The organism is Streptomyces sp. NPDC059524, assembly GCF_042749255.1.
Taxonomy (GTDB): domain Bacteria; phylum Actinomycetota; class Actinomycetes; order Streptomycetales; family Streptomycetaceae; genus Streptomyces; species Streptomyces xanthii.
The window spans coordinates 9,069-22,635 of the sequence record NZ_JBHYTK010000137.1 but is presented as its reverse complement, the minus strand read 5'-3'; the positions used below and the strand labels follow the sequence as shown (position 1 = coordinate 22,635).

General features: G+C 69.4%; 11 protein-coding genes. 2 read left to right on the top strand and 9 right to left on the bottom strand.

What is annotated here, in order from left to right; translation table 11 throughout:
- From ACFW9D_RS29800 to ACFW9D_RS29770, 7 genes are all read right to left on the bottom strand, one after another.
- The coding region (locus tag ACFW9D_RS29800) for a phytanoyl-CoA dioxygenase family protein (RefSeq protein ID WP_384626942.1) at positions 1 to 998 on the bottom strand (998 nt) is incomplete at its 3' end.
- Positions 999 to 1,028: 30 nt separating this feature from the next.
- On the bottom strand, positions 1,029 to 2,540 hold the full coding sequence (locus ACFW9D_RS29795; RefSeq protein WP_384626939.1) for an aldehyde dehydrogenase family protein: 1,512 nt from the start codon (positions 2,538 to 2,540) through the stop codon (positions 1,029 to 1,031).
- A complete protein-coding gene (locus ACFW9D_RS29790) occupies positions 2,534 to 3,310 on the bottom strand; it encodes a gamma-glutamyl-gamma-aminobutyrate hydrolase family protein (RefSeq protein WP_384626936.1) in 777 nt (258 codons plus the stop codon). The genes ACFW9D_RS29795 and ACFW9D_RS29790 overlap by 7 nt, the downstream gene beginning before the upstream one ends.
- A gap of 2 nt (positions 3,311 to 3,312) precedes the next feature.
- Entirely contained in the window at positions 3,313 to 4,419 is a 1,107-nt protein-coding gene (locus ACFW9D_RS29785) for a Zn-dependent alcohol dehydrogenase (RefSeq protein ID WP_384626932.1), read from the bottom strand.
- On the bottom strand, positions 4,416 to 5,552 hold the full coding sequence (locus ACFW9D_RS29780) for a glutamine synthetase family protein (protein ID WP_384626929.1): 1,137 nt from the start codon (positions 5,550 to 5,552) through the stop codon (positions 4,416 to 4,418). Before ACFW9D_RS29780 ends, ACFW9D_RS29785 begins: the two co-directional genes overlap by 4 nt.
- Before the next feature lie 223 nt (positions 5,553 to 5,775).
- Positions 5,776 to 6,390 (bottom strand): hypothetical protein, encoded by a 615-nt coding sequence (locus tag ACFW9D_RS29775; protein WP_384626925.1) that lies wholly within the window; start codon positions 6,388 to 6,390, stop codon positions 5,776 to 5,778.
- Between the two features lie 171 nt (positions 6,391 to 6,561).
- On the bottom strand, positions 6,562 to 8,016 hold the full coding sequence (locus ACFW9D_RS29770) for a flavin-containing monooxygenase (RefSeq protein WP_384626922.1): 1,455 nt from the start codon (positions 8,014 to 8,016) through the stop codon (positions 6,562 to 6,564).
- A gap of 276 nt (positions 8,017 to 8,292) precedes the next feature.
- Here ACFW9D_RS29770 and ACFW9D_RS29765 point away from each other — a divergent pair, with 276 nt between their 5' ends.
- Entirely contained in the window at positions 8,293 to 9,930 is a 1,638-nt protein-coding gene (locus tag ACFW9D_RS29765) for a long-chain fatty acid--CoA ligase (RefSeq protein ID WP_384626919.1), read from the top strand.
- Positions 9,931 to 9,936: 6 nt separating this feature from the next.
- Here ACFW9D_RS29765 and ACFW9D_RS29760 read toward each other — a convergent pair whose 3' ends face one another.
- Positions 9,937 to 10,539 (bottom strand): TetR/AcrR family transcriptional regulator, encoded by a 603-nt coding sequence (locus ACFW9D_RS29760; RefSeq protein WP_384626916.1) that lies wholly within the window; start codon positions 10,537 to 10,539, stop codon positions 9,937 to 9,939.
- A 392-nt stretch (positions 10,540 to 10,931) separates the two neighbouring features.
- Here ACFW9D_RS29760 and ACFW9D_RS29755 point away from each other — a divergent pair, with 392 nt between their 5' ends.
- On the top strand, positions 10,932 to 12,122 hold the full coding sequence (locus ACFW9D_RS29755; RefSeq protein ID WP_384626913.1) for an MFS transporter: 1,191 nt from the start codon (positions 10,932 to 10,934) through the stop codon (positions 12,120 to 12,122).
- A 2-nt stretch (positions 12,123 to 12,124) separates the two neighbouring features.
- On the opposite strand, the gene ACFW9D_RS29750 is transcribed toward ACFW9D_RS29755, so the two are convergent.
- The gene (locus ACFW9D_RS29750) at positions 12,125 to 13,360 is read right to left on the bottom strand and encodes a PucR family transcriptional regulator (protein ID WP_384626910.1); all 1,236 of its coding nucleotides are present in this window, start codon (positions 13,358 to 13,360) and stop codon (positions 12,125 to 12,127) included.
- Positions 13,361 to 13,567: the final 207 nt, after the last annotated feature.

The following is a 13,567-nucleotide window of genomic DNA, read 5'->3' as shown; positions in this document are numbered from 1 at the left end:
GACCAGGACCGCGTCGCCGCCCTCGCCGCCGACCTCCGCGAGCCCGGGCGGCGCCCCCCCCGCCCCCCCACAGACCCCCCCCCCCACGCCCCGCCCGCGCCCCCCCCCGCGCCCCGGGGGTGGGGGGGCGATATGAGCTTGAGGTACTCGCCCAGGTCGGCGTAGTCGACCTGCCACAGGCCCGGCGAGCCCGTCGGGTACTGGGAGCGGAAGCCGAGCACGCGCTGGACGCGCGGGGAGAGCGTCCTGGCGATCTCCATGTCGACCAGGAAGGGGTACGCCTCCTCGCCGGTGAGGAAGCCCGAGTTGAACGTGAAGGCCACGCCGCGGCGGTAGAAGTCGTCGGTCTGGTTCGCGCCACCGCCGTGGACGACCTTGCCGCTGATCAGCAGGGCGTCTCCGGCGTCCATGACCGCGGGGATCGTCTGCCCGGGCTCGCCGCGGTCCTCGAAGTCGCCCCAGTGGTTGCTCCCGGGGATGACGCGGGTGGCGCCGTTCTCCTCCGTGAAGTCGGTCAGGGCGACCAGGAAGTTGATGGTGACCTCAGGGCCCTTGGGTCCCATCCCGATGAAGGGGAACCAGTTCTCCAGGTCGCGGTGGAGCATCTGCGCCTGGCTGTGCGGGCCGATCTCGATGACCTGTGCGGTGGTCATCCAGTACGTGCCCGACTCCTCGAGGAACACCGAGTCGCTGATCTCGTGGACCAGGGGGTGGTCGATGATCTCGTTGCGGAACGTGGGGCTGTGCGTCACCAGGTTCGTGAGCCGCTTGGTGTTGCTGCCGTGGAACGCGGCGACGATCTCGTTCTCGTGGGTCGAGCCCGGACGGAGCGCCTGCAGCGGCGGCTCGATCTCGGAGTTGAAGCGCTCGATCTGCTCCTTCGTCAGGAAGTTCTTGATGATGACGCCGCCGTCACGGGTCACGATCTTGAGAATCTCCTCGGCGGGCGTGTCGGCCGCCACGGAGGTCAGGTGCTGGTCCTTCTTCTGTGCTCCCATGGGAATCCTCTCCCTCGTTCGGGGTCTGGCTCAGGTGAGTTCGATCCAGGTGGTCTTCAAGGTCGTGAACTTGTCGAGGCCGTGCAGGCTCCGGTCGGCGCCGTGCCCGGAGAGCTTCCGGCCGCCGAACGGCACGGAGGAGTCGCCCTCCTCGTAGCAGTTGACCCAGACCAGGCCGGCCTGGATCTGCCGCGACAGCCGGTGGGCGCGGGCGAGGTCGCCGGTCCAGATCGCGGAACCGAGTCCGTAGTCGGAGTTGTTGGCGATCGCGAGGGCCTCGGCCTCGTCGCGGAAGGTGGTGACCGCGAGGACGGGGCCGAAGATCTCGTGCTGGGCGAGGCGGCTGTCGGGGTCGACGTCGGCGAAGACCACCGGGTCCACGTACAGGCCGTCGGTCCGCTTCCGGTCCGAGCCGAGGACGGGCCGGGCTCCGTCCGCGATGGCCTTGCGCACCTCGTCCAGTACGTCGTCGCGATGCCCCGCGTAGGCCAGCGGTCCCATCGTGGTGGCCGGGTCCAGCGGGTCGCCGATCGTGTGCCGGCCGAGGTGGTCGACGACCCGGGCGATCAGCTCGTCGCGGATGTCCTCGTGGACGAGGAGCCGCGAACCCGCCGTGCACATCTGCCCGCTGTTGAAGGAGACCGCCCAGGCGGCCATCCGCGCGGCCTCGTCGAGATCCGGTGCGTCGGGGAAGACGATGTTGGGGGACTTGCCGCCCAGCTCCAGCCAGACCGGCTTCGCGTTGGACTGCCCGGCGTAGGTGAGGAGCTGCTTCCCGACCTCGGTCGAGCCGGTGAAGGTCACCGTGGCCACGTCGTGGTGGAGCGTCAGCGCCGAGCCGACGGTGGCGCCGCTGCCGGTGAGCACCTGGAGCACTCCGGCCGGCAGGCCCGCCTCGGCGGAGAGTTCCGCCGCGCGCAGCAGGGAGAGCGGCGTCTGCGTCGCGGGCTTGACGACGACGCTGTTCCCGGACACGAGGGCCGCGGGAATCTTGAACATCGACAGCGTCATCGGGAAGTTCCACGGTGTGATCGCTCCCACGACCCCCAGCGGCTCCCGCGTCACCAGGGCGACCGAGCTGTTCCGGCCGCGCGGTGACTCGTCCATCAGCTTGTCCGCGAGTTCGCCGTACCAGCGGATCGTGTTGATGGCGGTGCGCAGTTCGACGGACCAGGCGACCGTGACCGGCTTGCCCATCTCCAGCGCGACCAGCAGGGCGAGTTCGTCGCGGTGCTCGTCGAGCAGGTCCGCCCAGCGGATCAGCACCGCGCCGCGTTCACGGGGTTCCAGGCCCGCCCAGACCCGGGAGGAGAACGCCTCCTTGGCGCCCTGGACGGCCCGGTCGACGTCGTCGGGGTCGGCACTGGGGACCTCCGCGAGCGGCAGTCCGTCGCGCGGACTGACCAGGGTGGCCGTCCGGCCGGCCCGCGCCGGGACCGATGCGCCGTTGATCCACATGCCGCGGGACAGGCTCAGTCGGCTCTTGAGGTCCAGCCAGTCGTCGAGCGTTCGTGCGATGCCGGTGCGTTCGGGGTTCACCATGCCGCACCTCCTCTCAGGGCGGGGCTGGGGACGGAGCTCGTCGACACGGCGACGAGCCAGTCGAAGACGGGGTCCGGGGACGCCATCCACTCGGGATGCCACTGCAGGCCCACCACCGGGCTGTCGGCGAGCGTGATGGCTTCGACGACGCCGTCCGCGGTCCTGCCCATCACGCTGAGTCCCTGGCCGAGGCGGTCGACGGCCTGGTGGTGCCAGGAGTTGACGACGCGCCGCGGTCCGTAGAGCGTGTGGGCGAGGGTGCCCGGCGTGAAGTGGACGGTGTGTGCGTCGTCGCCGTCGTCCGGTGCGAAGTTCGGCGACACGTGGGCGATCGGGCCCTCTTCGAGGTGCTCGACGAGGGTGCCGCCGAGGACGATGTTGAGCAGGTGGTGTCCGCGGCAGACACCGAGGATCGGTACGTTGGCCTGCAGCGCGGCCACGATCAGGGCCGCCTCGTACGCGTCCCGTTCGCGGTCCGGCGCGTCGAAGTCCCAGCGCGGGTCGACCGTGGGGTCGACCTCGGCCTTGCCGCCCCACCGCGCGGGGTGGATGTCCTGGCCGCCGGTGACGATGAGCCCGTCCAGACGCTCGACCACGCTCTCCGCGTCGACGTTGAACTGCAGGTTGACGGGTATCCCGCCGGCGGCCGACACGTTGTCGCCGAACGCGCTGAAGTACGAGTTGATGAACTGGTACTGGAAGCGGCGGGACGTCCGTTTCACCATGCCCAGACTCAGGCGGCGCCCCGTGATTCCGATCAGCGGCTTCATGTTCACACCTCCCCCACCCGGGCGACGACGCGGATCTCGTGTCCGGACGCCAGAGCTTTGAATCCGTCGTTGATGGTGGCCAGGTCGCACCGGGCGGTGACGAGGTCGTCGAGCCGGAGCAGACCCATGCGGTTGAAGTGCGCGTACAGCGGAACGTCGACCTTGAAGTGGTTGGAGCCCATGAACGAGCCCTGGATGCGCTTCTCCTCCAGGAACAGCTCCGCGCCGCGCAGTTGCACCGGCTGCGAGTCCGGGATCATGCCCATCACGGTCGCTGTTCCGCCGGGCCGGAGCATGGCGAACGCCTGCCCGGCCGTGGTGCCGGAGCCGACCGCCTCGAACGCGTGGTGCACGCCGGTGCCGGTGATCGCCCGCACCGCCTCGACCGGGTCGCTCTCCCGCGCGTTGACGACATGCGTCGCGCCGAATCCGACGGCCCGCTCCAGCTTGCCGGGCACCACGTCGATGCCGATGATCCGTGCCGCGCCCGCCAGTTGGGCGGCCTGGACTGCGGCGAAGCCGACGCCGCCGAGGCCGATCACGGCGACGCTGTCCCCGGTGTGCACCGAGGCGCTGTGCAGCACCGCGCCCATACCGGTCGTGACGGCGCAGCCGAGCACGCTCGCGGTCTCCGGACGGATGTCGTCCGGGACGGCGACCAGGCTGTTCCTGTGGACGAGGATCATCTCGGCGAAGGCGCCGATGCCGGCGGTCGGCCGTACCGGACGGCCGTCCGGCTTGGTCAGCCGAGGCCTGGGCCGCTCCTGTTGCAGCCGGGAGCGGTGCACGCACAGGGTCTGCCGGCCGGTCACGCAGTACTCGCACGTGCCGCAGTGCACGGACAGGCACGTCACGACGGTCTCGCCCGGCGCGAACCCGTCCACCCCCGTGCCGACGGCCACGACCTGACCGACCGCCTCGTGGCCGAGGACGATCGGCGGTTGCGACGCGAAGGTCCCGTCGATCTCGTGCAGGTCCGAGTGGCACAGGCCGGCGTACGCCACTTTCACCAGGACCTCGTCGGGTCCGGGGTCGTCGATCACGAGCTCCTCGAGTTCGAGGAGGCCCGGCGCCGTGTTGAGGACGGCGGCAGTGATCCGGGTACTCATGCGAGCTCGAAGTAGCGGTTGCGCTCCCAGGGCGTGATCCCGCAGTCGGGATCGGCCCCGCCCATGGTGTGGAACGACATCCACTCCCAGCGGCGCGTGCCGAGCCAGTAGGTGACGAACTCCCGGCCGAGCGCCTCGGGGAGGATCTTGTCGGCGTCCAGGGCCGCGCCGGCCTGGCTGATGCTCGCCGGGATCAGCTCGCTCTCGGGGAGGAACCAGGCCATGCCGGTGAAGGGGGCGGGAGGCTCGAGTTCGTTACGGATCCCGAAGAGGCCCGCGCCGAGGACGGCGGCGCTGACCAGATACATGTTGGCGTCCGAACCCGGCACGCGGTACTCGAGCCGGGACTGCTTCGGGTGGCCGACCACAGCGCGCACGGCCGTCGTCTTGTTGCCGATGCCCCAGGTGACGGTCGTGGGCGGCCCCTCCGCGGGGACGAGCCGGCGGTAGGAGGTGATGAAGGGAAGGGCGATCGAGGTCGTGCCCGCCATGGCCGGCATCAGACCGCCGAGGAACCGGCTCATGACCTCGGAGGTGCCGTCGGGGCTGTAGAAGGCGTTCCCGGCCGGGGTCTCCAGCGAGATGTTCAGGTGCGAGGCCTGGCCCCAGGCGTCCGACCACTTCGCCATGAAGGTGACGCTCCGGCCGAGCTCGTGGCCGACCTCGCGCATCACCTGACGACATCGGGCCCACCGGTCCGCGACCGCGACGGCGTCGCCCATCGCGACGTTGACCTCGACCTGGCCCGCGGCGGCCTCGTCGTTCCAGGCCTCCCAGTCGATGCCGATGGCCCGCAGCCGCTCCTCCACCCGCTCCAGGTACGCGCGCCATTCGGCGTCCCTGGCGAGCACGTAGGCGCTGCCGCTGGTGCCGCCGAGCGGGGTGAGGTTCTCGTAGCCCTTCAAGCGGGCCTCGCGGACCGACTCCTCGAAGACGGTCGCCTCGATCTCGACGGCGGTGCGAACCTCGAAACCGAGCTCCTGGGCCTCGGCCGCGACCTGGCGCAGCAGGTTGCGCGGACAGACGGAGACCGGGGTCCCGTCCTGGGTCCAGAAGTCACCGATGACGGCGGCCTTGCCCGGCTTCCACACACAGAGCGTGCCGAGATCGGGGCGGAGGAGAATGTCCTCCATTTCACCGCGCCAGGATGGAAAGGCCATTCCGAGCATCGGGAAACTGTCAAGGTCGTTACCGAACACGACATCCGCGAAAGCGAATCCCTGCTCGATCCCGCCGAGGAATTTGGCCCGGGAAAGCGTCTTTCCGACAAAGGTGCCGTCGAGATTGGTCGCCTGAATCTCGACCGAAGTAATCGCATGCTCGTCGAGCCAGCGACCCAGCTCTTCCATGGTCATCTCAGCCACCGAATCTCACCTTCCAGTGCGCGCCGCACATCGCCGACAGTTGCCCCACACCGCCGACGACCGTCACGCCGGTCGCGAGGGCGAAGAGGAAGGAGTCACCACGCCCGCTGAACGTCGCGGCCAGCGCCTCCGCGGGACCGTGCACTTCGTACGCCGCCCCTGCCTCCGATCCCTGGCCGAAGCGGATCTCCTGCTCCTCCGTCGAGCAGACGACGCGGAGCTCCTCGGGGAACCCTTCCGAGCCCTCGTTCGCCGACCAGAAGGACGCCGCGGCATCGCGCCAATCGGGGAGCGGTGGGTTCAGCAGCGCGGCCACGGCCTCGGCGAGCGGATCGGGCGTCGCGGTCAGCAGGTACTCGGCGTAGGGCACGAGCGGGATCGCTTCGAGGCCCGGGGCCACTCCGTGGTCGACCCGCACGCCGCCGTCGGCGAAGGAGAGGGTCGCGGCCTGCGCGTCGATGCCCGAGCGCAGCGCCACGGCGCCGCTCAGCCCGGGGAACAGCTCACGGTGTTCGGGAAGGTCCGCGCTTTCCAGCAGGACCTTCGCGAGTGAAAGAACGAGCGGAGTCGGATCCGTCTCGACGTCGATTCTTACAGCGCCACTCATGGGCACTCACCTCAATCATTTCGCGGCCGCCAGGAGGGCCGGCGCTGCCCGTCGGATCCACTCGAACAACGAACTGGATCATTTGACTGAGTCATTTGACTTTGAATGTAGTGTCGGTGAAGCACGGGTGTCAACCGGATGTCGGCACGGAATTCAGCCCGTACTCCGGCCCTACGCGAAGCGCAGCACGCCGTCCTCGAAAGGCGCGTCGAGCAGGCCCTTCATGCGCTCGTGGACCTGGGGGTTGATCCAGGGCTCGCGGTCGCCCTGCGCCGGCATGGCGGCCATGTGGCGCACGAGGTAGCCGGAGGAGACGTCCTTGAGCCAGGGGTCCCTGGCCATGCCCCGGTCCTCGTCACGCAGGACGGGCGTCACGACCTGCGCGCCCAGCTCGTCCATCCTCGTGAGCAGCGCGCTCCAGTACCGGTTGACCAGTTCGAGTCGGAGGGTCCAGGAGGAGTTGAGGTATCCGAAGGCCATGAGGAGGTTCGGGACGCCGCTGAACGCGACCCCCTTGTAGGTGAAGGTCTTCGAGAAGTCGATCGGCTCACCGTCCAGGCTGAACCGGATCTTCCCCAGCGTGACGAGTCGCAGCCCGGTCGCGGTCACGATCACGTCGGCCGGCACCTCCTCACCTGACGTCATCCGCAGGCCGTCCTCGGTGAACGTGTCGATATGTCCCGTCACCACCTCCGCCCTGCCGTCCTTGATGGCGTGGAAGAGGTCCCCGTTGGGCACGAGGCACAGGCGCTGGTCCCAGGGCTGGTAGGCCGGGGTGAAGTGCCGTTCGCGGTACTCGCGGCCGACGATCTTCTCGATCTCGTCGAAGAGGGGCTTCTTGAAGGTCTCGGGGTCGGCGCGCGCGAACTGGTACCTCGCCTGCTGGTCCTGGAGGTTGCGGAGCCGGATGCGGGTGAACGCCTCCCGGCCGCCGACGTCCTCGCGCAGCCGGTTGGCCTCTTCGTCGACATCGGAGTCGATGGCCACGTACGAGGGCGATCGCTGCACCATCGTGACCTTGGCGGCGGTCCGGGCGAGGGCCGGGACCAGAGTGATCGCGGTGGCGCCCGAGCCGATGACGCTCACGCGCTTACCGGTGCAGTCGAGTCCGGCGGGCCACTGCTGAGGGTGGACGATCGTGCCGCGGAACGCGTCCTGTCCGGGGAACTCCGGCTGGTGGCCGCTGTCATGGTCGTAGTAGCCCGAAGCCAGGTAGAGGTAGGAGCAGGCGACGCGCCTACGGCCCGCGGGGCCCTCGACCTCCAGGGTCCACGCGCGGTCGTCCGGCGACCAGTCGGCCGCCTGAGCCCGGCTCTCGAACCGGATGTGCGGCCTCAGGCCGTACTCGTCGACGGTCTCGTTGAGGTAGTCGAGGATGGCCCGGCCGGAGGCGATCGACTTCTCGTCGGTCCACGGCTTGAAGCCGAACCCGAGCGTGAACATGTCGCTGTCGGACCTGATCCCGGGGTACCGGAAGAGGTCCCAGGTGCCGCCGAGGTCGGCGCGCGCCTCGAGCATGACGAAGGACCGCCCGGGATGCCGCGTCTTCAGCTCCACCGCCGCCGCGATGCCCGAGAGTCCGGCACCGACGATCACCACGTCGACGCGTTCGATGGCTTGATCCATGAAGGTCACTTCCCACCTTGTTCACACGATGCGTTGCGGCACGTCGAACCGACCCTGCACCGCAGGGAGCGAACTGCCCGGTAACCCTTCGCCAGGGCGTTGCGACGGCCTCGCAAGGTTGAGTAGAGTCGTCTGACTAGATCAGATGTCTAAATCATTCGCCCACTTCTGGGCCGGCGTCAACCCTGCTGCGTCGATCGCTTTCCGCGGTCAGGGACGACGCGATGCCGCACCCCTCGCATGCCGACAAGGCGATCCCCAGCCAAGGAGCAAGGAATGCTGAGCACGATGCAGGACGGGCCACTGTCGCTCGCCAAGCTGCTGCGCTACGCGACCGTCGCCCACGCCGATTCCACGGTCACCACCTGGACGGGTTCGGCGGGGCGTCATCGGACGTTCGGTGAACTCGGCGCACGCGCCGCGCGGTTGGCCAACGCGCTGAGCGGCCTGGGGGTCGGCGTCTGCGACCGCGTGGCGACCTTCATGTGGAACAACACCGAGCACATGGAGGTCTACACGGCGGTTCCCGCGATGGGCGCGGTGCTGCACGCGCTGAACATCCGACTCTCCCCCGACCAGCTCGTCTTCGTCGCCGACCAGGCGCAGGACCGCGTGGTGTTCGTGGACGGGTCGCTCGCCTCCGCCTTCGAAGAGGTGCTCCCCCGGCTCCGTACGGTGCGCCATGTGATCGTCGTGAACGGTGACGCCGCCGGCTTCCGGGCACCCCGCGGGGTCGAGGTGCACCGTTACGAGCCCCTTGTCGAGGCCCACCCCGACGTCTACGACTTCCCCGTGCTGGACGAGCACTCGGCCGCGGCGATGTGTCACACCTCGGGCACGACCGGCGACCCGAAGGGTGTGGTGTACTCCCACCGCTCGCTCTTCCTGCACGCGATGCACATGACCACTCCGGCCGCGATGGGGCTGTCGGCGAAGGACCGCTGCCTGGCGATAGTGCCGATGTTCCACGTCAACGCGTGGAGTCTGCCGTTCGCGTCGCTGCTCTCCGGCGCGTCGCTCCTGATGCCCGACCGCTTCCTTCAGCCTGAGCCGCTGCTGGCCATGATGGCGGCGGAGCGCCCGACCTTCGCCGCCGCCGTGCCGACCATCTGGACGGGACTGGCCGCCCGGCTCGCGGACCGCCCCCAGGACATCAGCCACCTGCGCGAGGTGGTCGTGGGCGGCTCGGCCATGCCGCCCGCACTGATGAAGACCTTCGAGGAGGAGCACGGAATCGAGGTCGTCCACGGCTGGGGGATGACCGAGACCTCGTCCGTGGGCACCGTCGCCCACCCGCCGGTCCACGCGTCCGGCGAGGAGCGGTGGCAGTACCGGATGAGCCAGGGGCAGTTCGCCCCGCTGGTCGAGTTCCGGCTCAAGGACGACGACGGCGCCCTCGTGCCGCACGACGGCGAGTCGGTCGGCGAACTGGAGGTGAGCGGCCCCTGGATCACCGGCTCCTACTACAGCCCCGACGGCGAGCCGGTCGAGGCCGAATCCTTCGACGAGGGGTGGCTGCGGACCGGTGACATGGGCCGGATCAGCCCGGACGGGTTCCTCACCCTGGTCGACCGCGCGAAGGACGTGATCAAGTCCGGCGGCGAGTGGATCTCCTCCATCGACATGGAGAACGACATCATGGCGCACCCCGCGGTCGCCGAGGCGGCCGTCTTCGGTGTCCCCGACGAGCGCTGGGACGAACGTCCCTGTGTGGCCGTCGTCCTGAGGGACGGTCAGCCGGCCGACGCCGCGGCGCTCCGGGAGCACCTCGCGGGGAGCTGGGCCAAGTGGCAGCTTCCGGAGCACTGGGCCTTCGTCGCCGAGATCCCCAGGACCAGCGTGGGCAAGTTCGACAAGAAGGTCCTCCGGCGCCAGTACGCGGACCGCCGGCTCGCCTGTGTCCGCCTGGACTAGGACCGGTTACTGCCGCACGGCCTCTCGTTCCCTCTCCCTCAGGAAGGCCTTGAGGATCTCGCAGGCGGTCGCCGTGTCGCGCAGCGTGCGCTCCGTGTCCCCGCTCGAGAGCAGTTGCAGCGAGAGGCCGTCGACCAGGGACATGGCGACCCGAACGACCGAGTGGAGCTCCTCGTCCGAGAGCGGCACGTCGACCTGGCGCAGGTAGGCATCCGACGACTTCAGGAAGGCGTCGTAGAAGCTGACGGACAGCTCGGGGTCGTGGCGCTCGGCCCACATCATGACCTCGATCATGGCCCGTGTCCGGACGAGGTTCTCCGTACTCCACCGCATGGCGCGCGTCAGGCTCTGCTCCATGAGCTCCCCCAGACTCGTGGGCTCACCCTCGGCCTGAGCGACGTGCACCGGCATCTCGTCGGAGAGTTGCTGGAAGACCGCGAGCAGGAGGTTTTCCTTGTTCTGGAAGCAGTAGTGGAGGGAGGCGAGGGGCGCCTTCGCCTCGTCGGCGATCTTCCGGGTGGTGGCTCCGTCGGCGCCCTCGCGCGCGATCACCCGCACGGCCGCCTCGATCAACTGCTCTCGCCGCGCTGCTGCGGAGACGTAGGCCATCCGACCCTCCGTGAAGATTTGACTCAGTCATTTGAACTACTTTTGACGCTATCACGACGCCCCGGGCGGCTCGGGCGAAACCGCACTCCGGGTCCGCACCGCACCGGTAGTGCCGAGTGCACAGGGCAGCACGAACCCAGGTGCGACGTGTCGTATCCATCGGCGATCGGGGTCGCGACAGTGGAGCACCCCCGTCGACCGACAAGGACAATGACATGCCAGAGTTGACGACCGCTCGTCGGCGAGTGCGCGGAGCTGCCGCCGTAGGCGCGGGCGCAGTCGCCACGGTCATGATCCGGCGCAGCGCCCGCAGACGCGGCGGGTCGCTCAGCCGTCCCGCACCGCCCGTGGGCACTTTCACGGAGGCACCACCCGTTGCTGCGACCACTCCTGTGCCGCTCGTCGAACAGCACTCGAAGAGCCGGTGGGTCGTCTTCCTCGCCTACGGACTCCTGGCGGCCGCGACCCAGGCTCTCTTCGTGAACTACGCGCCCGTGACGGACGACGCGGCGCGGCACTTCGGTGTTTCCGTCGGCGCGATCGGCTGGCTGTCCCAAGTGTTTCCGCTGGTCTACGTCGCCCTCGCCATCCCGGTGGGCATCGTGCTCGACCGGTTTCTCCGTCCAGGGCTCATCGTCGGCGCGGTCCTCACCGCGTCAGGGGCATTCCTGAGACTGGTGCGCGACGACTACACCTGGGCGTTCGTCGGGCAGGTCGTCGCCGCGGTGGGGCAGCCGTTCATCCTCAACGCCATACCGGGCCTTGCCGTGGGCTATCTCGCCGAAAAGCACCGCGCCACAGGAATCGCCGCCGCATCGTCCGCCACGTTCGCCGGCATGGTCCTGGGCTACCTGTTGGGCACGTTTCTGCCCGGGGAGAGCCACATCCGCACCCTGACCCTCATCACGGCCCTCATCGCCATGGACGCCGGGCTCTGTCTCGTCGGAGCACTTCGCGTTTCGCCCCGGGCGGGTACCGGGGGTGTATCCGTGACGGGCGGATTCCGCGCGTTCCGGGCGGCGTTCGGCAATCGCCACGTACGGCGTCTGTGCGCGGTCGTCGCCGTCCCGATGGGCACGTTCATCGCTCTCGCGACGTTCGTGCAACCGCTGCTGGCGCCGGCGGGGGTCTCTGAATCCGCTGCGGGACTCATCCTCGCGCTGACCATGATCGCCGGAGTCATCGGCTGCGCCGTCGTCCCGGTCCGGGCGGCTCGCAGCGGCCGTGAGGTCCAGGTCATGGGCGTGGCGATCGTGTTCACCGCCGGGGCCTGTCTGCACCTCGCCCTGGTCCCGAGCACGCCCATGGCGATCCTGACGCTCCTCGGGACAGGGTTCGTACTGCTCCCGGCGCTTCCCATCGTGCTCTCCCTGAGCGAGCGGCACGCGCCCGAAGCGGAGAGCACGGCGGCCGGCCTGGTCTGGATGGCCGGCAATCTGGGAGGGGTGCTGCTGGCGACGGTTGTCGGAGTGTTCGTCACCCGCCCCGAGATCGCGTTCGCGGTCCTGTCCGCCGCCACCCTGCTCGCTCTTCCGGCCCTTCGCCGGTTCAGGAAGCTCCAGCTCCACGACTCTGTGAGGTGAGGTCAGTTCGGGCGGGACTCGATGATGTCCGGCACGATCTCCAGCACCAGGAGCGCCGCCGCCACGTGGGTGGGATTGTCCTCCACCTTGACGGCCGAGAGCTCGTTCGCGCGCGAGACCCGCCGCTCGACCGTGTTGCGGTGCGCGTAGAGGTTGGCCGCCGCCCGGGTGGTGTTGAAGCCGCACTGCACGTAGGTGAGGAGTGCCTGCCGCAGAGCCGCGTCGGCCTCGGCCAGCGGCCCGAGCGTGTTGCTGACGAACCGGCGGGCGCCCGCGCGGTCCTTCGTGAGCGCGTCGATCATCTCGACGTCCGCGTAGGCGGTGAACCGCCGGTCGGTCCCGAGCCGGCTGACCAACGCCTGGGCCGCGAGAGCCTCTTGATGGCTCGATCTGAATCCTTCGAGTCCGCGTCCTGGCCGTCCCACCGCCACGCGCACCTCGTCGGCCGTTCCCAGGGCCTTCGCCACCGGGTGGAGGTCCGGGACGCTCGTCCCGGAGAGCCACAACCACCGCGATGTGGCGCTCGCTCGGGCCACCAGGGCGCTGCGACCGGCGGCGGCGGAACGCACGGCCGGGATCGCTCCGTCCAGAGCGTCGGCCTGCCGAGGGTCATCGACCCACAGCACGAGACCCACGTGCCAGCGCGCCATCCGGTAGCGCAGGCGCGCCTCGGCGAGATCCTCCGCCATCGGAGCTCCGCCGGCGATCAGCTGGATCAGTGCGATCCCCTCGGCGTCGGCGTTGCCCATCGCGGCTGCCGGTCCGGCCTGGCGCAGTGCGGCGACCGAGTCGAGGGCGTACTGCACCAGCGACCTCGCCGACACGTCCAGGACCTCGACGAGAAGGTCCGGGTCGGCACAGTGCGCCACGCATTCCTCCACCCATCGCCGCCATCCGATCCCCAGCACCACGCGCCAGGCACCGGCGAAGTCGGGCGCGATGCCACGGGAGGCGAGGTCGTGGATGTACGCCAGCGTTCTGGGGCCGATATAGGGCTCCACCCGCCGACCCGGGTGCTGAACGTTCGCGGTCAGCCATTGGACCAGATCGGATCGATTGAGCTCGCGGTCCTCCTCCGCCAGCGATGCATCCTTCAGAAGGGCAGGGTCCTTCTGGGCCTCGAGAGAGGGTCCTGCAAGGTCGTCGACCAAGGCCTCCGTGTCCGCCAACAGGCGCTGGCACAGTGCCCTGATCGCATCGGCGACCGCGCCGGAAGGCGGGGGCCACAGCTCTTCCATGTCTTCAGTCTCTCTCTGATCTCCGAGGGCCGACGCTCCCGACATGCTGTGCCGAGCGGTCTGCCGGTACCTGCGCGAGCGGGAGCCTCCGCGCGGATCGGGGAACGGGTGTGTGGTGGGCGCCCCCCGCCCCCGGCGCGCCCACCCCCGCCCCCACGCGTGGGGTGTGCTTATTCGACCAAAAAAACCGCCCCGGTTTGAAACCCG

Excerpts from the sequence above, each read along its gene's own strand:
- ACFW9D_RS29795 (WP_384626939.1), bottom strand. The coding sequence starts at position 2,540 with ATGGTGAACCCCGAACGCACCGGCATCGCACGAACGCTCGACGACTGG.
- ACFW9D_RS29790 (WP_384626936.1), bottom strand. The coding sequence starts at position 3,310 with ATGAAGCCGCTGATCGGAATCACGGGGCGCCGCCTGAGTCTGGGCATG.
- ACFW9D_RS29785 (WP_384626932.1), bottom strand. The coding sequence starts at position 4,419 with ATGAGTACCCGGATCACTGCCGCCGTCCTCAACACGGCGCCGGGCCTC.
- ACFW9D_RS29780 (WP_384626929.1), bottom strand. The coding sequence starts at position 5,552 with ATGGAGGACATTCTCCTCCGCCCCGATCTCGGCACGCTCTGTGTGTGG.
- ACFW9D_RS29775 (WP_384626925.1), bottom strand. The coding sequence starts at position 6,390 with ATGAGTGGCGCTGTAAGAATCGACGTCGAGACGGATCCGACTCCGCTC.
- ACFW9D_RS29770 (WP_384626922.1), bottom strand. The coding sequence starts at position 8,016 with ATGGATCAAGCCATCGAACGCGTCGACGTGGTGATCGTCGGTGCCGGA.
- ACFW9D_RS29765 (WP_384626919.1), top strand. The coding sequence starts at position 8,293 with ATGCTGAGCACGATGCAGGACGGGCCACTGTCGCTCGCCAAGCTGCTG.
- ACFW9D_RS29760 (WP_384626916.1), bottom strand. The coding sequence starts at position 10,539 with ATGGCCTACGTCTCCGCAGCAGCGCGGCGAGAGCAGTTGATCGAGGCG.
- ACFW9D_RS29750 (WP_384626910.1), bottom strand. The coding sequence starts at position 13,360 with ATGGAAGAGCTGTGGCCCCCGCCTTCCGGCGCGGTCGCCGATGCGATC.